The 22,418-nt window shown below is 35.3% G+C and carries 15 protein-coding genes; 9 read left to right on the top strand and 6 right to left on the bottom strand.

What is annotated here, in order from left to right; translation table 11 throughout:
* Position 1: 1 nt before the first annotated feature.
* Both AC1RRQ_RS05790 and gldJ read right to left on the bottom strand, forming a co-directional pair.
* Positions 2 to 1,288 carry a UDP-N-acetylmuramoyl-tripeptide--D-alanyl-D-alanine ligase gene (locus AC1RRQ_RS05790; protein WP_493022073.1) on the bottom strand — a complete coding sequence of 429 codons (1,287 nt, stop codon included), beginning with the start codon at positions 1,286 to 1,288 and terminating at the stop codon, positions 2 to 4.
* Positions 1,289 to 1,403: 115 nt separating this feature from the next.
* Complete coding sequence (gene gldJ, locus AC1RRQ_RS05795) at positions 1,404 to 3,074, bottom strand: gliding motility lipoprotein GldJ (RefSeq protein ID WP_493022282.1); 1,671 nt, start codon at positions 3,072 to 3,074, stop codon at positions 1,404 to 1,406.
* Positions 3,075 to 3,287: 213 nt separating this feature from the next.
* Between gldJ and porU the strand changes: the two genes are divergently transcribed.
* The 6 genes from porU (at position 3,288) to AC1RRQ_RS05825 (ending at position 13,704) form a co-directional block, all read left to right on the top strand.
* Positions 3,288 to 7,127 (top strand): type IX secretion system sortase PorU, encoded by a 3,840-nt coding sequence (porU, locus tag AC1RRQ_RS05800; protein WP_493022074.1) that lies wholly within the window; start codon positions 3,288 to 3,290, stop codon positions 7,125 to 7,127.
* A gap of 42 nt (positions 7,128 to 7,169) precedes the next feature.
* Positions 7,170 to 8,378: a type IX secretion system outer membrane channel protein PorV gene (gene porV / locus AC1RRQ_RS05805; protein WP_493022075.1), complete on the top strand. Its 1,209-nt coding sequence runs from the start codon at positions 7,170 to 7,172 to the stop codon at positions 8,376 to 8,378.
* A gap of 75 nt (positions 8,379 to 8,453) precedes the next feature.
* Positions 8,454 to 8,936, top strand: a complete 483-nt coding sequence (gene cdd / locus AC1RRQ_RS05810) for a cytidine deaminase (RefSeq protein WP_493022076.1) — start codon at positions 8,454 to 8,456, stop codon at positions 8,934 to 8,936.
* A gap of 157 nt (positions 8,937 to 9,093) precedes the next feature.
* On the top strand, positions 9,094 to 10,092 hold the full coding sequence (pdhA, locus tag AC1RRQ_RS05815) for a pyruvate dehydrogenase (acetyl-transferring) E1 component subunit alpha (RefSeq protein WP_057117535.1): 999 nt from the start codon (positions 9,094 to 9,096) through the stop codon (positions 10,090 to 10,092).
* A 4-nt stretch (positions 10,093 to 10,096) separates the two neighbouring features.
* Positions 10,097 to 11,743: a dihydrolipoamide acetyltransferase family protein gene (locus tag AC1RRQ_RS05820; protein ID WP_493022077.1), complete on the top strand. Its 1,647-nt coding sequence runs from the start codon at positions 10,097 to 10,099 to the stop codon at positions 11,741 to 11,743.
* Positions 11,744 to 11,856: 113 nt separating this feature from the next.
* Positions 11,857 to 13,704 carry a hydrolase/aminopeptidase gene (locus tag AC1RRQ_RS05825; protein WP_493022078.1) on the top strand — a complete coding sequence of 616 codons (1,848 nt, stop codon included), beginning with the start codon at positions 11,857 to 11,859 and terminating at the stop codon, positions 13,702 to 13,704.
* Positions 13,705 to 13,833: 129 nt separating this feature from the next.
* Here the strand turns inward: AC1RRQ_RS05825 and AC1RRQ_RS05830 are convergent, their stop codons facing one another.
* Positions 13,834 to 15,078: a glycosyltransferase gene (locus tag AC1RRQ_RS05830; protein ID WP_493022079.1), complete on the bottom strand. Its 1,245-nt coding sequence runs from the start codon at positions 15,076 to 15,078 to the stop codon at positions 13,834 to 13,836.
* A gap of 113 nt (positions 15,079 to 15,191) precedes the next feature.
* Between AC1RRQ_RS05830 and AC1RRQ_RS05835 the strand changes: the two genes are divergently transcribed.
* A complete protein-coding gene (locus AC1RRQ_RS05835; RefSeq protein ID WP_057117541.1) occupies positions 15,192 to 15,773 on the top strand; it encodes a MiaE family protein in 582 nt (193 codons plus the stop codon).
* A 50-nt stretch (positions 15,774 to 15,823) separates the two neighbouring features.
* Positions 15,824 to 18,583, top strand: coding sequence for a hypothetical protein (locus AC1RRQ_RS05840; RefSeq protein ID WP_493022080.1), 2,760 nt, complete (start codon positions 15,824 to 15,826; stop codon positions 18,581 to 18,583).
* Positions 18,584 to 18,668: 85 nt separating this feature from the next.
* Here AC1RRQ_RS05840 and AC1RRQ_RS05845 read toward each other — a convergent pair whose 3' ends face one another.
* The 3 genes from AC1RRQ_RS05845 to rplU all read right to left on the bottom strand — a co-directional run bounded on the left by AC1RRQ_RS05845 (position 18,669) and on the right by rplU (position 20,815).
* Positions 18,669 to 19,961 (bottom strand): hypothetical protein, encoded by a 1,293-nt coding sequence (locus AC1RRQ_RS05845; RefSeq protein ID WP_493022081.1) that lies wholly within the window; start codon positions 19,959 to 19,961, stop codon positions 18,669 to 18,671.
* A gap of 131 nt (positions 19,962 to 20,092) precedes the next feature.
* Positions 20,093 to 20,353 carry a 50S ribosomal protein L27 gene (gene rpmA / locus AC1RRQ_RS05850; RefSeq protein WP_012023622.1) on the bottom strand — a complete coding sequence of 87 codons (261 nt, stop codon included), beginning with the start codon at positions 20,351 to 20,353 and terminating at the stop codon, positions 20,093 to 20,095.
* Positions 20,354 to 20,377: 24 nt separating this feature from the next.
* Positions 20,378 to 20,815, bottom strand: a complete 438-nt coding sequence (rplU, locus tag AC1RRQ_RS05855; RefSeq protein WP_073412831.1) for a 50S ribosomal protein L21 — start codon at positions 20,813 to 20,815, stop codon at positions 20,378 to 20,380.
* Positions 20,816 to 21,089: 274 nt separating this feature from the next.
* Here rplU and AC1RRQ_RS05860 point away from each other — a divergent pair, with 274 nt between their 5' ends.
* Positions 21,090 to 22,412, top strand: coding sequence for a M16 family metallopeptidase (locus AC1RRQ_RS05860; RefSeq protein ID WP_493022082.1), 1,323 nt, complete (start codon positions 21,090 to 21,092; stop codon positions 22,410 to 22,412).
* Positions 22,413 to 22,418: the final 6 nt, after the last annotated feature.

The following is a 22,418-nucleotide window of genomic DNA, read 5'->3' on the forward strand; positions in this document are numbered from 1 at the left end:
TTTATGAGATATATTCTAAAGTACGTTCCAGCGCCATTCCTCTGGATCCTTTTATTAAAATTGTATTGTCGTTAAACTGAATTGTTTTTAGATAAGCCGCAAATGCATCAAAGCTTTCAAAAAAATGAATGTTTTCACTTAAAACTTTATTCTCGTAAAAATGTTTTCCAATTAAGTAACAAACAGATTTGTTTTGATTTAATAACGAATCTATAATTATTTTATGCTCTTGTTCGCTTTCATTTCCTAACTCAAACATATCGCCCAAAATCATGATTTTGTTTTGATTTTCTAATTGTAAAAAATTAGTAATCGCTACAGCCATGCTGCTTGGGTTTGCATTATAAGCATCAAGAATAATCTGGTTCGAACCTTTTTTAAGTAATTGAGACCGGTTGTTTTCAGGAATATAGTTTTCTATAGCTTGTTTTATAGCTGCATCTTCAACATTAAAGAATTTTCCAATCGCAACAGCAGCATTAATATTATTAGCATTATAAAGTCCAATTAAATGAGATTCGACTTTAAAATCGTCGTATTCTACCACCACAAACGGATTAGCCTGAATGTCTTTAATTTTTAAATCTGCTGCCTCTTTGTTTACGCCAAAAGTAAACGATTTAATGCCTTTGGATTTTTCAATTTGAATAGGATCTTCCAGATTAACAAAAACCAATTTATCGTTTGCCACAAGATATTTGTACATCTCACTTTTTCCTTCAATAACACCTTCTACTCCACCAAAACCTTCTAAATGGGCTTTCCCAAAATTGGTGATATAACCGTAATCCGGCTGGGCAATTTCGCATAAAAATTCAATTTCTTTTTTATGGTTTGCTCCCATTTCTACAATTCCCATTTCGGTTTCTTTTGTAAACGACAAAAGCGTTAACGGAACACCAATATGATTATTTAAGTTCCCAACAGTAGCTTTGGTTTTAAACTTCTTCGATAAAACTACATTTATAAGCTCTTTTGTAGTTGTTTTACCATTACTTCCTGTAAGCGCAACGATAGGCAATTGTAAATAGTTGCGATGAAATTTTGCGAGTCCCTGAAGTGTCTCCAGGCTATTATCAACCAAAATAGTTCTCTCATCAATAAAGTAAGATTCGTTGTCAATAACAACAAATAAGGCACCTAAATCAAGTGCTTGTTTTGCAAAAGTATTTGCATCAAAATTTTCGCCTTTTATGGCAAAAAACATAGAATCTTTTTCAATTTTTCTCGTATCAATTGAAACCGATTTACATTGTAAAAACAATTTATGAATTTCCTGAATATTCATTTAATTTTCTTTTTAAGACTATAAAAATAGAAAAAAGCAATAAAAAAATTCCAAATTCCGTACTGAAATATTCAGCTTTTGGAATTTGGAATTTTTTTAATGAAATTTTAAAATCTTAGTTTCTTGGTGATTTTCTTCTTTCAGTTTTAGCACCTACTCTAGACATTGCACATCTGAAACCAATGTAGTCAGTTGCCATATCTTGAGGGAAATATCTTCTTTGAGCTGGATCTAACCAATAAGCTCTATCTCTCCAAGAACCTCCTTTGTAAACTCTTACTTTATCATCGATTAAAGTAGTACGTTTACTAGAGTTATCATATTTTCTAATCATCTTACCTAAACTGTCTGTTGTTACATTATGTTTAGGAGAGTTGTACATTGCTTGATCAGCTTTAGCTCCTGACTCAGAATCTCCGAAGTCAAAATATCTAGAAGATTGTTTATCACCATCTCTGTAGTTGATATTATCACTAGTACTAAAGTTTTGTCTTAAGTAAGTTTCTTGTTCGTCAACAGGAACCTGAGCAATTTCACCCGGAAGGTTTCTTGCTATAACTTTACCATTACTTAAAGTATCGTATTTAATAGTAGCTGTTGTAACGATTTCAACTTTACCGTCTTTACCAATTTTGTTTTTAGCGTATTGATTTCCTCTGTAGTAGTTAAAATCATTTGCTTCATTATCAATAATAGGTCTGTAAACATCGGCAACCCATTCTGCTACGTTTCCAGCCATATCGTATAATCCAAAGTCATTTGCAGCATAGCTTTTTACAGCATTTGTAATATCTGCACCATCATCAGACCAACCTGCAATTCCACCGTAATCACCGTTTCCTTGTTTAAAGTTAGCCAATTGATCTCCTTTGTTTTTACGTTTGTTAGAACGTGTATAATCTCCAGACCAAGGATATTTCTTTTGTCCTTTATAAATATTGTATTCTCTTTGTCCAACATCAGCAGCTGCAGCATATTCCCATTCTGCTTCAGTAGGAAGTCTGTACTCTGGCAAGATAATTCCAGAAGAACGCTGTGCGTATACATTTTTCTCTTCTTCTCCTGCTTTTGTTCTTCTTCCGCTTGGATTTTTCTTTAATACGATCTCATCGCTTGCGCCACGTGATGTACTAGGAGACATTAAATAACCTTCAGTATTAAACGCATTTTCAGCATTAACATCAGTTGTTTTAGCTCCTTTTTTAAGATATCCGTTTTTTTCTAAAACAGCTTCGTTTACACGGTCTGTTCTCCATTTACTAAATTCAACTGCCTGAATCCAGTTAACACCAACTACAGGATAGTTAGCATAAGAAGGATGTCTTAAGTAGTTATTAGTCATCGTTTCGTTGTATCCTAAACGATTTCTCCATACTAAAGTATCAGGAGATGCTCCTTCGTAAATATTCTTGTAATTTTCTTCTGATGGAGGGAAAACTTTCTTTAACCACTCAAGGTATTCTAAATACATACCATTAGTAACTTCAGTTTCATCCATGTAAAATGACTGAACGTGTTGTTGAGTTGGTGTGTTATTCCAATCATGCATAACATCATCCTGTACCTTACCCATAGTAAACGTACCTCCTTCAACAAAAACTAAACCAGGTCCAGCCTGTTGTTTTTTCCCTGCATTTCTAGCAGCTGTTCCATTCTGACTATCTACATCCCAGCCAGTTGCTCTAGAAGCGTGAGAGGAACTAGATTTTTTGCTACAACTAGCCGTGCCCAACATCAATACTATTGACATCATTAATTGCAAGACTACAATTTTGTTTACTTTCATACTCATTCTTAGGTGATAAATTTAGGTGCTGCAATATAATAATTAACATTTAATTAGCAACATCTGTTCTCATAATTTTATTTAGCTGTTTTTTACCAGAAAATAACCTATAGTTACGAACGCAAAAATATACTTTTTATTATTTACTGTAACATGAAATACTATATTTTTACTTACTAATTTTTTTTTGATTAAATTTCGTTTTTGAAACCAATGAAACAAGCCCTATTCTTATTCCTTATACTTATTCCAACTCTCTCATTTTCTCAGTTAAATGGGAGCTTCACCGTTGATTGGCAAACTAAAAAAGAGATAAATTACGGGGAGAGCAAAATCACGATTCCTTACTTTTCAGGAAGTGCTTTTCGGTTCGATACTACAAAAAAAAACATAACGTTTCTGCTAAATCTAAACCAGTCTAATGCTTCAGACAACAGTTCAGTCGTACTAAACAGCGTCAATTATGAAGCAGTCTCAAGAGCCGATCTAGGAGATTTATCTATAGAAAACATCCCTGACAAACTTAATGAAGCCCTAAAAATCACTAATTCTCGAGACCAAAAACAGGCATTTTTATTCCTTAATCCTATAATTAAAGAAGGAAACAGCTTTAAACGAATCAAATCTTTTTCTTACGTTATAACAAATAGCTCAACCGCCAGAAACAGCAATTCTTCTACCTTTCAAAAAGCTGCTGCAATTTCAAATTCAGTTTTAGCATCTGGCGACTGGTATCGATTTTACATTGAAAAATCAGGCGTTTATAAAATCACAAAGTCTTTTTTACAAAGCCTGGGATTTGACCCTTCCAAAGTTGACCCCAAAGCAATCAAAATATATGGAAACGGCGGACGAATGCTGCCTCTTGCAAACAACGTCTATTACCCCGAAGACTTACAAGAAAATGCCATTCAGATTATTGGCGAGGGTGATGGCATTTTCAATAACGAAGACTATATCCTATTTTATGGTGAAGGAATAGAAAATTGGGACGCCGAAAACCAGACAAATCTTAATTTATACGACACTAAATCGTATTATTATGTTACAATTTCAGGAAACGAAGGAAAAAGAATTTCTAACCTAAATCAGCCCGCAGGAAACAGCACCCTGCAGCTGAACACGTTTGATGACTATCAATTTCATGAAATCGACCAAACAAACATTGCACATTTAGGCCGTCAATGGCTTGGAGAAGCCTTTGACATCAATCAGGAACAGGAGTTCACTTTCAATTTTCCAAATCTTGACACTACAACTCCTGTAAAAATAGACTTAACCGCCGCTTCGGCTGCTTTTACGACAACTTCATTTGCTGTTTCGGCTAACGGACAAAACATCGGAACCATTAATTTTGGCAATATCATAACAAATGGAGATACGAAATATTTCAGCGAAAAACTCCCAAGCAACACCACATTTACAGGAGCAGAAACTATAAAAATCAAACTTGCCTATAATAATAATGGCGTTCCGGGCTCAAAAGGATATCTCGATTATATTAATCTTACCGCTAAAAGAAAACTTTTAGGAACCGGTAAACAATTTAAGTTTCAATATGATCTCGCCGGTTCAACAGCTGGAATTGTAAATTACACGATTGGAAACGCTGCAGGTATTTCTCAAATCTGGGATATTACAGACCTATATAATGTATCCAAAATAGAAAACACAAATCAGACCACTTTTTCATTTAAAGCCAGCTTAGGAGAAATTAGAAAATATATCGCAGTTGATCCGGCAGATTATTATTCTCCTTTAAAAGAAAACCAATCAAAAATTGCCAATCAAAATTTAAAAGGAACCATTTTTAAAAATAACCAAAACAGCTTTCAGGATATTGATTACGTAATAGTAACTCCAAAATTCCTAAACTCTCAAGCAGAAAAATTAGCCAGTTTTCATCGTACTTATTCTAATCTAAACGTAAAAGTTATTTTGCTGGAAAATATCTATCAGGAATTTTCTTCGGGAAAACAAGATATTGCCGCGATTCGAAACTGCATTCGATACATTTACAATAACGCATCTTCTCCAGATAAAAGAATAAAATACTTAAATCTGTTTGGAGACGCATCGTTTGATTATAAAAACCGAATTTTAAACAACAATAATATTGTACCTATATATCAATCCCTAAAAAGCAATACGATTGGCGAGGCCGGATTCGCATCTGATGATTTCTTTGGGCTTATGGATCCCAACGAAGGAATAGTTGCTTATCCGTTTGGCGGAATTGATATTGCTGTTGGAAGAATGCTGGTTTCAGACAATGCGCAGGCACAGGAAATGGTCAATAAAGTTTTAGAATATCACGACACAAAATCGTACGGAAACTGGAGAAACAATTTTGTTTTAATAAGCGACGATTCAGATAGAGCTTCGGATGCTACCTTACAAGCGCGCCAAAATAATTTAGCCGATGTTATTGCTTCTGAAAAACCATTCTTTAATATTGATAAAATTCTTCTCGATGCTTATACTCAAGAAGCTTCTGCTGGCGGATCCCGTTATCCAAAAGCAAGAACCGATTTTTTTAATGCATTCGAAAAAGGCGCTTTAGTTTTTAATTATTTAGGCCACGGAGGCGAGGACGGACTGGCAAGCGAGCGAATTTGGGAGAAATCCGATGGACAAAACCTGAACAATCAATATAAATATCCTTTATTTATTACTATTACCTGCGAATTTTCAAGATTCGACGATCCTTCAAGACCAACCGCAGGAGAATATGTTTTCTGGAATCCAAGAGGAGGCGCCATTTCGATGTTAACCACAATTCGTGAAATTGGACAGCCTAATGCCGAAAATTTTAATGATGTTTTAAACAAAAACCTCCTTTCATACGGTTCAAATCAATATAATAGTATAGCCGAATCGCTTCGAATTTCAAAAAATGAAACTCCAAGTTCTGCAAGTAATGTAGTGGTTTGCATTGGAGATCCCGCTTTAATGCTTTCAATTCCAAAACCACGAATTAATTTAACGAAAGTAAATGACATTGTGATTTCGCAGCCAATTCCTGACTTTAAATCATTGGCAAAAATGAAAATTACAGGCGAAATTACCGATGAAAACAACACACTTTTAAGCAATTACAACGGAGAACTTGCAACTGCCATTTTCGACAAAATGATTACTTCTACAACCTTAAATAATGATGGATATAGCCCTGCAATGTCATTTAAAACTTTGGGAGAAACTATACTTAGAGGAAATGCAACAGTAACCAACGGTCAGTTTGAATTTAGCTTTGTTGTACCAAGAGACATTCGCATACCTGTTGACAATGGCAGAATTAGTTTTTATTCTAAAAAAAATCAGGCTTTAGAAAACCAATCAGGCTACAATACTGCCATTAAAATTGGGGGTATAAATGAAAATGCACCTCAGGACAATATAAGTCCGAAAGTTAAGTTATATATGAACGATGAAACATTTGTGTCTGGCGGCATTACAAACGCATCTCCTTTTCTTTTAGCCTTTTTAGAGGATGAAAATGGTATAAATACAGCTAGCGGAATTGGGCATGATATTGTAGCAGTATTAGACGGAGACGTTAGTAATCCTTATATTTTGAATGATTATTATCAGACAAAATTAGATGATTATACAAATGGAAATTTACGTTTTCCGCTTCGAAATCTAGCTGCAGGATTACACACAATTAGTTTCACCGCATGGGATGTTTACAACAATCCCGTTACAAGCGAAATTCAATTTGTTGTCGTAGGTGACGACGCGTTGACATTAACACACGTTCTTAATTATCCTAATCCATTTTCTACTTACACTCAGTTTTGGTTTTCGCACAACAGACCTTATGAACCCTTAGATGTTCAGGTACAAGTAATGACCATTACAGGAAAAGTCGTTTGGACTAAAAACCAAATTATAACAACAGAAGGCTTTTTATCAAGAGAGATTACGTGGGACGGGAGAGATGATTTTGGCGATCGAATTGGGAAAGGAGTTTATATCTATAAACTCACTGTTAAATCTAATTTAACAAATAAAAAAGCAGAAAAATACGAAAAACTTGTCATTTTATAATCATTGTATATATTTGTAACATAAATACCATTAAGCCCACAAATGAAAAAAATATCGTTCCTATTAATTTGCTTATTAATTACCGTATTTGCAAAAGCCCAAGATATTGAGCGCCCAATTACTACCGGAGTACCCTTTTTATTAGTCGCAGCAGATGCGAGAGCTGCTGGTTTAGCAGATCAAGGTGTCGCTACTTCTTCAGATGTTTTTTCTCAACAATGGAATCCTGCCAAGTATGCATTTGCAGAAGATGCGCAAGGACTTTCTATCAGTTACACTCCTTATTTAACAGATCTTGCCAATGATATTTCTCTTGGACAAGTAACATATTACAACAAAATTAATGAACGAAGCGCCTTTGCAGGTAGTTTTCGTTATTTTGGTTTTGGAGGAATCGAATTAAGACAAACAGGAGATCCTAACGAACCAACCAGAGAGGTAAATCCAAACGAATTTGCCCTTGACGGATCGTATTCATTAAAATTAAGTGAAACATTCTCGATGGCTGTTGCCGCACGTTTCATCAACTCTAATTTAAAAGTAGCTTCTGAAGATGTTGACGCATCTGCAGCAAGTTCTTTTGCGGTTGACGTTGCCGGATTCTATCAATCAGAAGAAATTGCTTATTCTGATTTTAATGGAAGATGGAGAGCAGGTTTCAACATTCAAAACCTAGGTCCAAAAATCAGTTATGATAACGACGATTTAAGCGCCAACTTTTTACCAGCTAACTTAAGAGTGGGTGGTGGTTTCGATTTTATCTTTGATGAATACAACAAACTTGGAGTAAGCGTAGAGTTTACAAAACTTTTAGTTCCAACTCCTCCAGGACCTGGAACACCTTACGATGCTAATGGAGACGGAGATTTTACAGATCCGGGAGATATTTCACAAGCGCAGGCAAACGCAGCAAACTATAAAAATTACAAAGATATTGGGTGGGTATCCGGAATTTTCAAATCTTTTGGAGATGCACCAGGCGGATTCAGCGAAGAATTAAAAGAAATCACTTACAGCGCCGCTGCAGAATACATGTACCAAGATGCTTTTGCAATGCGATTAGGTTATTACCATGAAAGCCCAATGAAAGGAGCAAAACAATTCTTCTCTTTAGGAGCTGGATTTAAATACAGCAGACTAAAAGTGGATGTTTCCTACTTATTCTCGGCATCAAAAATGAAAAATCCTTTAGAAAATACACTTCGCTTCTCTTTAACCTTTAACTTTGGCGACAAATACGAAGTTTATTAAGCAAAAAATATAACAAACAATTACAATCCAAATTTCTGCATTTTAGAAATTTGGATTTTTTTTCCTCAAAATATAATGAAAGAAATAAGCATTACATCATCATTTACAATTTACGACAACATCAATGAACTTTCTCAGGATGTACAAGATTTAATGAATCAAGCGGTTGAAATTCGTAAAAAAGCTTACGCTCCTTATTCCCAATTTAGAGTTGGAGCCGCTTTACTTCTCGATAATGGTAAAATAATTTTGGGATCTAATCAGGAAAACGCCGCATATCCGTCAGGATTGTGCGCAGAAAGAACTGCCATCTTTTATGCCGGAAGCGCTTATCCCGAAGCCAAAATTTTAAAAATAGCAATCACGGCCGCATCAGATACAAACCAAACTAAAGCTCCAATTCCGCCTTGTGGTTCTTGCCGTCAGTCAATTGCAGAATATGAAATCAAACAAGACACCCCTATCGAAATTTATTTTATGGGCGAAATTGGCGAAGTTTACAAATCGGCATCCCTAAAAAATCTGCTCCCTTTTATGTTCGATAAAAAGTTCTTGTAAAAAAAAGCCAAAAAAGACCTTTTAAATTTTAGTTCTTAATAGGAATGTCTTATTTTTGCATCCCGACCTTTCGGGCGCAAATTTGTGGGAGGAAACTATTTTGCGTTACAGGCAACAATTGATAACACAAACAACTTTAGCAAAAGAAAGAATTCAGATGAAAGAAGTTACAAAAGAGGTATATTTAAAGTGGTACGAAGACATGCTGCTTTGGAGAAAGTTTGAAGACAAACTTGCAGCATTATACATTCAACAAAAAGTTAGAGGTTTTTTACACCTATATAATGGTCAGGAAGCTGTACTAGCGGGCGCTCTGCACGCTATGGACCTGACTAAAGACAAAATGATTACTGCATACAGAAATCACGTTCAGCCAATTGGTATGGGAGTTGATCCTAGAAACGTAATGGCAGAACTTTTAGGAAAAGTTACAGGAACTTCTAAAGGTATGGGAGGTTCAATGCACATTTTCTCTAAAGAACACCGTTTTTACGGAGGTCACGGAATCGTGGGCGGGCAAATTCCTGTTGGTGCAGGATTAGCTTTTGCTGATAAATATTTCAACACAGGCGGTGTTACCATGACTTATTTTGGTGACGGAGCTGCAAGACAAGGTTCTTTACACGAAGCTTTCAACATGGCTATGTTATGGAAATTACCAGTTGTATTTATCGTTGAAAACAACGGTTATGCAATGGGAACTTCTGTAGAAAGAACTGCAAACCACACAGATATCTGGAAATTAGGTTTAGGTTATGAAATGCCTTGCGGACCTGTTGACGGAATGAATCCTGTAAAAGTTGCCGAAGCAATGCACGAAGCTATCGAAAGAGCACGTCGTGGAGACGGACCAACTTTCCTTGAAATGAAAACGTACCGTTACAGAGGACACTCTATGTCTGATGCTCAATTATACCGTTCTAAAGAAGAAGTAGAAGAGTACAAAAAAATCGACCCTATTACTCAGGTTTTAGATGTAATTAAGGATCAAAAATATGCTACAGATGAAGAAATTGAAGTAATTGACCAAAGAGTTAAAGACTTGGTTGAAGAATGTGCGAAATTCGCTGAAGAGTCTCCATATCCAGACTTACAACAATTATACGATGTAGTATACGCACAAGAAGACTATCCATTTACACCTCACAAACTATAACATCATGGCGATTAAAGTAACAATGCCTCGTTTGAGCGATACTATGACGGAAGGAACGGTAGCGACTTGGTTAAAAAAAGTAGGCGACAAAATCAGTGAAGGAGATATCCTTGCTGAAATTGAAACAGATAAAGCAACAATGGAGTTCGAATCTTTTAACGAAGGAACTCTTTTACATATCGGAATTCAAGCTGGAGAAACTGCTCCGGTTGATTCATTATTAGCAATCATTGGTAAAGAAGGAGAAGATATTTCGGCTCTTTTAGCTGGTGGTGACGCTCCTGCTGCCGAAGCCCCAAAAGCGGACGCTCCTGCTGCAGAAGCAAAAACAGAAACTGCTGCTCCTGCAAAAGCTGCAACTGAATTACCAAAAGGTGTTATCGTTGTAACTATGCCTCGTTTGAGCGACACTATGACTGAAGGTACAGTGGCAACCTGGTTGAAAAAAGTAGGTGATACTGTAGCTGAAGGTGATATTTTAGCAGAAATTGAAACAGACAAAGCGACTATGGAGTTTGAGTCTTTCAATGCTGGAACATTATTATACATCGGAATTCAAGAAGGAAGCACAGCTCCTGTCGACAGCTTATTAGCTATCATTGGGCCTGCTGGAACTGATATTTCTGGAATTGCTGACAATTATACTGCCGGAGGCGCTGCAACTGCAAGTGCTCCTGCTAAAGAAGAAACAAAAGCTGCTCCTGCTGCTGAAAAAGCAACTGAAACTGTTGCTGACAACTCTAACGGAGGAAGAATTTTAGCTTCACCTTTAGCTAAGAAAATTGCTTCTGACAAAGGAATCCAATTAAACCAAGTTAAAGGATCAGGAGAAAACGGACGTATCGTGAAAAGCGATATCGAAAACTTTACTCCAGCTGCTCAAGCTCAGACAACTTCTTCTTCAGCACCTGCTGCTAAACAAGAAGCCTCTGCTCCTGCTGCACCAAAAGTATTTGTTCCTACTGGTGAAGTTTACACAGAAGAGATCAAAAACTCTCAAATGCGTAAAATTATCGCAAAACGTCTTGCAGAATCTTTATTTACAGCTCCTCACTACAACTTAGTGATAGAAGTAAGCATGGACGAAGCAATGGGTGCAAGAGCAACAATCAATACTGTTCCGGATACAAAAGTATCTTTCAATGATATGGTAATTAAAGCTTGTGCTTTAGCATTGAAAAAACACCCAAAAATCAACTCTCAGTGGAAAGAAGATGCCATCATCATCAACCACCACGTAAACATTGGTGTAGCTGTAGCTGTTGAAGACGGATTAGTAGTTCCTGTATTGAAATTTACAGATGCTATGAGTTTATCTCAAATTGGTGCTTCTGTAAGAGATCTTGCCGGAAGAGCTAAAAACAAAAAATTAGGACCACAAGAAATGGAAGGAAGTACTTTTACAGTATCTAACCTTGGAATGTTTGGTATTACTGAATTCAATTCAATTATCAACCAGCCAAACTCTGCTATCCTTTCTGTAGGTGCAATTGTTGAGAAACCAGTAGTTAAAAACGGTCAAATCGTAGTTGGTAACACAATGATGTTATCATTAGCTTGCGACCACAGAACAATTGACGGTGCAACTGGCGCTCAATTCTTACAAACATTAAAACAATACATCGAAAGCCCGGTTACAATGTTGGCATAATTTCAATGTCGACCTGAGCGAAGTCGAAGGTTATTCATAATAAAATCCCGTTTTGTTTATTCAAAACGGGATTTTTTGTTTAATTTTCATCCTCAAATTCAAAACCTCATAAAATGAAGAAACTAACCCTTGTCGCTTTATTTCTGACAGCAATTGCCTGCCAGAAAAAAGACCAAATAGAAAAACCAGCCGTTGTTACAGACGAACACAGCTATTCTAAACCGGAACTTGCTGTAGTGAAACACCTTGATCTTGATATTAAAGTTGATTTTGACACACAGACTATCTCAGGAAAAGCTTCCTGGACGATTGACAATGTTAGCAAAGGAAATGAAATCATTTTCGACGAAAACACTTTAAATATCACTAAAGTAACGCTAGGCGACGAAGAAAAAGAAACCAAATTTGAACTTGGTCCAGACGTTGAGTTTCACGGAAAACCTCTTCATATTACCATCGAACCTAATACTACCAAAGTAAACATTTACTACAGCACAACTAAAGATGCCGTAGCTTTACAATGGCTGAAACCGGAACAAACTGCAGACAAGAAAAAACCTTTCCTTTTCTCACAAGGAGAAAGCGTTTGGTCAAGAACCTGGATTCCGTGTCAGGATTCGCCGGGAATTCGCTTTACATACAACGCTAAAGTTACCGTTCCTAAAGATTTATTAGCCGTAATGAGTGCTGTAAATCCTCAAAAGAAAAACGATATGGGAGTTTACACCTTCAAACAAGACAAAGCAATTCCATCTTATTTAATGGCAATTGCAGTTGGAGATATTGAATTTCAATCTATAGATAATAGAACGGGAGTTTATGCAGAACCATCAATGCTAAAAAAATCAGCTTGGGAATTTGCTGAACTTGGAAAAATGGTTGTTGCTGCCGAAAAACTTTACGGACCTTATCGTTGGGGACGTTATGATGTATTAGTTTTACCTCCAAGCTTTCCTTATGGCGGAATGGAAAATCCAAACTTAACTTTCCTTACTCCAGGAGTAATTGCTGGAGATCGCTCTTTAACTAGTTTATTAGCACATGAATTAGGACACAGCTGGAGCGGAAATCTGGTAACCAATGCTACTTGGGATGATATATGGCTAAACGAAGGTTTTACAACTTATGTTGAGCACCGTATTGGCGAGGCTATTTTTGGACAGAAAGAATTTGAAATGCAAAATGTGATCACCCGCAAAGAATTAGTAGATAATGTAGCCGAATATGGAGAAACAAGTCCGGATACAAGACTAAAAGTAAGTCTTACAGGAAGAAATCCTGATGACGGAATCAGCATGATTCCTTATGTAAAAGGTTATGCTTTTTTAAGAGTGATTGAAAACGCAGTTGGGCGCGAAAAATTCGATGTTTTTATCAAAAATTACTTTGATGCACATGCTTTTAAATCTATTACAACAGAAGATTTTATCAAGTACTATAACGAGAACCTTATAAAAGGAGACAAAGCACTTGCCGATAAAATAAAAGCAGAAGACTGGATTTACAAACCGGGAATTCCATCAAACATTACTCCTGTAAGTTCTGCTGATTTTGATGCAATAGATAAAATCCAAAAAAGCTGGAGAGAAACTGGTGTGGCAGGTTTAAGCAAAAAAATCACTACAACAGCCGAAAAACAGCATTTTATAGACCATCTTCCGGCTGATATTACAGCAAAAGAAATGGAAGCGATCGATAAAGAGTTCAACTTTACCAATGGCGGCAATTTCATCATTAAACGTCAATGGTTTATTCAGGCAATCAGCCACCAATACAAAGCTGCCAACCCTGCTATTGAACAATTTTTAATTGGAAGCAGCAGAACCGGATCTGTAATGATGCTTTATAAAGAAATGGCCAAAACTCCAGAAGGAAAAGTTTGGGCAAAACAAATTTTCGACAAAGCAAAATCTGGCTATCACGCTACCACGATCCAAGCTGTTGAAGACTTACTGAAATAGTATTCAGTTTATAGTATTCAGTCGCAGTCGCAGTTTTCAGACTGTACCTAACTGCTTACTGAGACTGAAAACTGCGACTAAAATAAAAACTAAAAAAATCCCAGATTACAAATGTAATCCGGGATTTTTTTAGTTTTTATTTTTAGCTTCAATCCATTTCGACATATACATGGTACTTTTATATGCATGATGCTGCAATAAATTCCCCATAAAATTATGAAGACGATGGCTTTTAGAATCAATTAATAAAGAGTTAACCATTTCCATTACTTGATCTGAATAACTGCTTTTCTGATAACATTCATTAATGATCGCAATACCATCTATTTGTGCTTTTTTCCAAAGATTTTCATCCTGATAAAGCGTAATTGCTTTTTTGGCAAATTCGAGCGCATCATCTTCTACAAATCCGTTCCAGGGTAAATTAGCACGCATGGCTTCAGAACCAATTGTTGTCGTTATGCTTGGCGTTCCGCATTGCATCGCTTCAAGCAGCTTGCCCTTTAAACCGGCACCAAAACGAATTGGAGCCAGAACAACCCGTGCTTTTCTAACCACTTCATTAGCATCCTCTGCCCTGCCCATGATAAAAAATCCATTTTTTGGCTGATGCAATTGCAATACTTTTTGCGACGGATAAGCGCCATACACTTCTAAAACAGCCTCGGGAAAATCTTTTTTTATCGAAGGCCAAATCGCTTCTTTTAAATACTGAACGGTATTCCAATTCGGTTCATGGAGAAAATTTCCAATGAAAACAAAGTTTTTACGATCTTCAAATAATGGCAGTTTCAAAAGATTATTTTCAGACATTTTATCAACCAAAAAAGGAAGATAAAAAAGTAAATTTTTATTTATTTTGAAAACATTCTCTAGAATATTCATTTCAAAATCAGAAATAATCAAAGACAAATCACATCTTAAAATACTCGCAATTTCACGTTTTGCCACCTCCTCAGAAAACAAATCCTGTATTTCAAAATTTCGATTTTCTTTAAAAGCTTTCTGTCTTGCTGTACGCAGACAATGCAAATCTTCGGTATCTAAAATTCGGATCGCTTTTGGACAGTTTTCGGTTACCCTCCACCCAAATTGCTCTTCAATCATAAAACGATCAAACAAAACAACATCAGGATTTAATTCGTTTATAAAATCGTCAAAACTAGCCGAGTTTAATTCGATACTTTTTTTCGCAACTCCATATTCAGACAAAGCAACCATAAAATCACTGTCTAAAGCCGCGCTGGCAAACGTAATTTCGAATCCATTTGCTGCGAAAATAGAAATCAGCTGCATCATTCTGCCGCCAGCAGCCGAAGAATTTGGTTCAGGCCAGACAAACCCAATTATGAGAAGTTTTTTTATCTGATTCATTGTATTTTTTTTCAACTTACAAAATAATGCTTTTTTGAGCGTAATTGCACGATATTTCCTGATTTTAGTAATAAAAAACACTAATTTTGCAAGAACTAAAATGCCGGGAAATTATGTTGGGATTAAAATTAGCTACAGACCCTAGATGGGTAAATATTGTCGAGTCAAATATCGAAGAAATTTTGACAGATCACGCATGGTGCGAACAAAAAGCCGCTTCAAACGCTATCAGCATCGTGACTTACAACTCTGAATTAGAGGAATTAGTAACCGAAATGCTGGTAATTGCAAGAGAAGAACTGGAACACTTACAAATGGTTCATGATGTTATTAAAAAGCGCGGTCTTACTTTAGGACGCGAACGAAAAGACCATTATGTAAATGAGCTTTTTAAATTCATGAAAAAAGACGGAAGCCGACGCGACGCGCTTTGCGATCGTTTGTTATTTTCGGCCATGATCGAAGCACGAAGCTGTGAACGTTTTAAAGTGCTTTCTGAAAATATTAAAGACGAGGAATTAGCTAAATTTTATCGTGATTTAATGATTTCAGAAGCTGGACATTACACTACTTTTTTGGGATTTGCCAGAAAATACCAGGACAATATCGACATCGATAAACGATGGAAAGAATGGATCGAATATGAAGGTTCTATCATTACCAATTATGGTAAAAAAGAAACTGTTCACGGATAATTATACGCTATTTTTTGACTCTATTTTTTATTTAAATACCACAAATTGCTATGCAAAAAGGCAAATCCAGATCAATTGTATTTAAAATTGCGAAGTATTTAGGGATAACTTTCGCCGTTATTTTAGGATTACTATTTTTAACGCCTATCGTTTTTGAGGATCAAATTAAAGAACAGATCAAAAAAACAGCCAACGAAAGATTAAGCGCAGAACTCAATTATTCTGATGTTTCTGTTTCGTTTTTTCGTCATTTTCCGTCTCTGACTTTAACCTTAGACAATTTAAGTCTGAACGGTTCGGCGCCATACAAAAGCGAAAAATTCATTACCGCAAAAGAGGTCTCTTTTGGGATAAATGTGGTGAGTTTAATTTTTAGTAAATCGGTAAAAATTGACCAGATTTATTTATCGGATTCGTTTATAAACGTAAAAGTGAATCCAAACGGAGAAGCCAATTACAACATTTATAAATCACAAGCCCAAGCCACAGAAACAAAAGACAGCACAGATACTGCTTTAAAACTGGAACGAATTGAAATTTTAAACAGTAAAATAATTTACGACGATCAATCTACAAAAGTTCATTTTGATGCTTTTGGTTTTAATTATCTTGGAAAAGGAGATTTAAACAAAGCTGTTTTTGATTTGTATTCAAAAGCTAAAATCGAAAAACTGAATATCGTTTATGAAAATGAACCTTATTTAATGAACAAAAAAGTCGATGCCGACTTAATTACAAAAGTAAACATCAATTCCTTATCGTTTTTCTTCCAGCAGAATAACTTAAAAATCAACCAGCTGTTGGTCGATTTTAAAGGAAAATTTGACATCTTGAAAGACGGCTACAATATGGATTTTGTCATTAAATCTGACAACAGTAATCTATATGATGTATTTACGGCTTTTCCGCCAAAGTACATTACATGGCTTTCTAAGACTGAATTAATAGGAAATACAAACCTTCTTTTAACCTTAAAAGGCAATTATATTACTTCGCAGAATATTGCGCCTGATTTAAATCTTGATGTAAAAATCGACAACGGATTTGTTAATTATAACAAAAGCGCTTTTCCTGTTTCTAATTTAAATTTAGACATAAAAACAAAAGTTCCATCGTTAAATCCTGATCTTGTAACGGTTGACGCTAAAAACCTGTCATTAAACATCAACAAAGATTATTTAAAATCTAAATTCTTTGTAAAAGGCGTAAATACACCTGAAATAAATGCCGATTTTAAAGCAAAAATTGACCTGGAAAAACTAACAAAAGCACTTGGAATTCCAGAAATAGAGCTAAAAGGTTCTTTGGCGGGAGATGTACAGGCAAATGGAAAATTCGATCAAAAAAACAAGCTTTTCCCTGTTACAAAAGGAGTTCTTGATTTAGATAACGGATATCTAAAAACGAAATACTATCCAAACCCAATTACCAATATCATTATTAAATCTAAAATCGACAATCAAAAAGGAACTTTTGATGATTTAAAAGTGAAGCTAAAACCTGCTCAATTTACTTTTGAAGGAAAACCTGTTTTTGTAGAAGCAGATTTGAGCAATTTTAACAATTTAACATACGATATTAAGGCAAAAGGAGAACTGGATGTCAACCGTATTTATAAAGTTTTCTCTCAAAAAGGATTGGATTTAGACGGTTTCGTAAAAGCCGATTTGGTTTTGAAAGGAAAACAAAGCGATGCCGAAAAAGGCAATTACAGCAAATTGCATAACAAAGGAACTCTGGAATTAAGAAACATTGGAATTGCCTCAGAATATCTGCCTAAAAAATTCATCATTAAAGAAGGAATTTTCAAAATCAATCAGGATAAAATGTCGTTCAATAATTTCCTGGCCGCATACGGACAATCTGATTTTAAAATGAATGGTTACCTTCAGAATGTTTTCAACTATGCCACAACAAATACAGGCGTTTTAAAAGGCTCTTTTAAAGTTACAGCAAGATACATCAATGTAGACGAATTTATGTCGAATACAACTGCAAATACATCAGTAACAACAAACCCGGCTCCAAAAGCAGACACAAAAACACAGCCTGCACAAACCGGCGTTATCATTATTCCAACAAATTTAAATTTACAGTTATTAGCCAATGCACAAAAAGTAAATTTCGATAAACTGAATCTTCAAAATGCAACTGGATATTTAATCATGAACAAGGGCAAATTAACCATGCAGAATACCGGTTTTAATTTAATTGGCTGTAATGTAACCATGAACGCCAATTACCAAGCCGTTACCCCTCAAAAAGCAACCTTTGATTACGCCATAAAAGCAACTGATTTTGATATTAAAAGGGCCTATAACGAAATAGAAGTTTTTAGAAAAATGGCAAGCGCTGCCGAAAAAGCACAAGGAATTGTTTCTTTAGATTACCAATTAAAAGGCCGCTTAAACGGAAATATGGATCCTGTTTATCCATCGCTTGTTGGAGGCGGAACTCTTTCTGTAAAAGACGTAAAAGTTCGAGGCTTGAAAATGTTTAATGCCGTAAGCAAACAAACCAACTCAGAATCGATGAAGAATCCTGACCTTTCAAAAGTAGATATTAAAAGTACGGTCAAAAACAATATTATAACCGTAGAACGCTTTAAATTTAAGTTTGCAGGCTTTAGACCCAGAATCGAAGGTACAACAAGCTTAGACGGAAAACTGAACTTAAAAATGCGTTTAGGACTGCCTCCATTTGGAATATTTGGAATTCCGTTAACCGTTACCGGAACCCAGGACAGCCCAAAAGTAAAAGTAGGTCGTAAAACGGAAGATTTAGAAGAAACAAAAGATACAGAAAACTAAAGTTTAAATTTCAAATTAAACCTTAACACATCAGCGTTTGTCGAAGTTTAAAACTTTGGCAAAGGTTTTTCTTTTACAAAGAATACTAAATTACAAATATCACTTTAGAAACATACAAGATCCCTTTACCAAGCAGCCATAATAAACCAGCCAACCCTAATAATTTCCAAGCCCAGGCTTTTCCTCTTTTCCAACCGGAGAAAAAAGAAAAAACCTCAAAATACTTCAATATCACAAATACACTTGCCGCTATTAACGAAAACCAAATAATTTCGTTTAAATGAATATGAAAACCATACAGAAAAACCGCCGCAAGGAAAAGAACAGTCAAAAATTGCAAATAATAATAGTTGTTATAGCTATGTTTAAAATTCGCCTTTAAAGATAATATCAGGAACGACAACAACAATAAACTCAATAAAGCCGCTATTACATTATAGAAAACAGCATTCCATTGACATATAAGCACAACCGTAATAACAAGCGCTATAACGGTACACGCCGCAAGAGAATCTAAGCTTCTTGTTCTGTAGTCGCTTTTCCAAGGAAACAAAACAGGATACAAATATTGTTCTAAAGAGCGCCAAAACGGTAAAGCATAAACCGCTGCAATTCCGGACACCACAATTTCATAATTATAAAAAACATCGACAGGAACTTTATACAATACATATACGAGAGCCAGCGTAACAATAACAGCTGGAAGACAAATTGTTTTTACCGTTTCCCACGGATCTGTTCCCCAAAATTTATTTTCTATTTCTAAAACATACTTTTTAACCCAATATTCTCTCGTAAAAACAGCCGTTGACTGACTCCACAATAAGAACAACGCCACATGAATAATTACAGTTCGAAGCACAAATTCCTCAACAAGACATCCATAAATTATACAAGCGGCTCCAATTAAAAACAATTCATAGGTTAACAAAACCGGCGAAAACAAAAAACGAAACAAAGGAGCTAAATTTTTAATCAAAACTTCAATCAGCAGACTCCAATATTTTTTAAACAGGGCAATAAGGGCACAGATGGCAATAAATGCCGACAAATAAAACATCCAGTTTGTAAGCAATTGTGTCTGCATCCAAAACTGAACTGCCGAATCTTTTGGCGGTGAATAAACAACATGAGAATTCGCAAAAACCTGTCTGGCCAATTCATCTCTCAGCGCAATATTTAATTCCGGAAATTGATTTTTATTTTTCAGCCAAAATTGTTCTGTACTAAAACCGTTTGTTTTAAGAATTTCAAACTCATACAGAATATTTTGCTGCTTATCATTTAATGAACTTAAATGAACAGCGATGCTGTCAGATACTGTTTTTCCATAGACACTAAAACAAGACAGCAGTATAAATAAGATTATTTTTTTCAACTTCTAAAATTTAAAGGCAATTAGCAAATGTAAGTTTTTAAACAGAATAAGCATCAATTACAAAACCATCAAAAATAAAAAAACCCGATCTTTTCAGAACGGGTTTTTTATAAAAAGTAAATCCTTAATTATTATGCCTCGAAAGGAATAATAGATACATAAGATTTGTTATCTCTTTTCTTTTGGAACTTAACAACTCCAGCTACTCTTGCGTGTAGTGTGTGATCTTTACTAATGTAAACATTTTCACCTGGATTGTGTTTTGAACCTCTTTGTCTAACGATGATGTTCCCAGCAATAGCAGCTTGACCACCATAAATCTTAACGCCTAAACGTTTTGATTCTGATTCTCTACCATTCTTCGAACTACCGACACCTTTCTTGTGAGCCATGACGTATGAGTTTAAATATTGTTATTATTCTTTAGTAGCTTCTTTTTTTGCTTTTGGAGCTGCTTTTTTTGCTTTTGGAGCTTCTACTTCTTCAGTAGCTGCTTCTTCTGCTACAACTGCTTTTTTAGCTGCTGCTTTTTTAGTTCCTCCTGCTGCAGTAATACCTTCAATTACAATTTGAGTAAGATATTGTCTGTGACCATTTCTTTTTTTGTATCCTTTTCTTCTTTTCTTTTTGAAAACGATAACTTTATCTCCTTTTAAGTGTTGTAACACTTTAGCTTCTACAGAAGCACCTTCTATAGCTGGGGCGCCTAAAGTTACATTTCCATTATCATCTAATAAAAGAACTTTGTCAAAAGAAACTTTTGAACCTTCTTCATTAGCTAAACGGTGAACATAAACCTTTAAGTCTTTGCTTACTTTAAATTGTTGCCCTGCTATCTCTACGATTGCATACATACCAAATTGATTTATTGATTTTTAAGGTTGCAAATATACAACTATTAATTTACTGTGCAATCTCTTGTTCCAAAAATATTTATTTCCTTCTAAAGTCTGTTTTTCAGGCACTTTTAGAATAAAACAATCCTGTAATCATACGTAAATTACTACTAATTTAAAACCAGTTCCTTGGAAATTTAAAAAACATACATAAAAAACGTTACTTTTGATGTAACTATGAACAAATCTTTACTACCAATATAATTATTAGGTATAAAATTTATTAATCTTTATGAAAAATTCAATAATGATGTTAAGTGCTGCACTAATGCTTGGCGGAGTAGCTCATGCTCAAAAGGTAGCTTTTGAAGAATATAATTTAGACAACGGCATGCATGTTATTCTACATAACGATCCATCGGCTCCGGTAGTAATTACTTCGGTAATGTACCACGTTGGCTCAAAAGACGAACGTCCGGACCGTACCGGATTTGCACATTTCTTTGAGCATTTGTTATTTGAAGGAACACAAAATATAAAACGCGGCGAATGGATGAAAATCGTTACCGCAAATGGCGGCGTTAACAACGCCAATACATCTGACGACAGAACGTATTACTACGAAGTTTTTCCTTCTAACAATTTAGAATTGGGTTTATGGATGGAATCTGAAAGATTAATGCATCCCATTATCAATAAAATTGGAGTTGAAACGCAAAATGAAGTCGTAAAAGAAGAAAAAAGAATGCGTTACGACAATCAGCCTTACGGAAATATTCTTCCGGAAGTTAAAAAGAACATGTTCAAAAATCACCCTTACCGCTGGACAACTATCGGTTCTATGAAAGATTTAGATGCTGCAACCCTTGAAGAGTTTCAGGCATTTAATAAAAAATTCTATACGCCAAACAATGCTGTTTTAGTCGTTGCCGGAGATTTTGACAAAACAAAAGCCAAAGAATGGGTTCAGAAATATTTTGGCCCAATTCCAAAAGGTGAAGTGGTAAAAAAACAAACTTTTACCGAAGAACCAATTACGCAGACAATTAAAGCAACTTACGAAGATCCAAACATCCAGATCCCGATGATTGTTGCTTCGTACAGAACGCCGTCAATGAAAACAAGAGACGCCAGAGTTTTAGATTTAATATCTTCTTATTTAAGCGATGGAAAAAGCTCTAAATTGTACAAAAAAATTGTCGACGACAAAAAAATGGCCCTTCAAATTGGCGCTGTAGGCTTTAGCCAGGAAGATTACGGAACCTATATATTATACGGATTGCCAATGTCTCCTTATACTACTGCCGACATTTTAAAAGAAATAGATGAAGAAATCGTAAAAATTCAAACCGATTTGATTTCTGAAAAAGATTACGAAAAATTACAAAACAAATTCGATAATAATTTTGTGAACGCGAACGCAACCGTTGAAGGAATTGCAGAAAATCTAGCTTCTTATTATCTGCTTTATGGAGACGTAAATTTAATTAATACAGAAATTGATATTTACCATTCGATAACCAGAGAAGAAATAAGAGAAGTTGCTAAGAAATATTTAAATCCTAATCAACGCTTAATTTTAGATTACGTTCCTACTACAAAATCTCAGAACTAAGAATAT

This window comes from Flavobacterium sp. GW821-FHT12A05, from assembly GCF_058807735.1.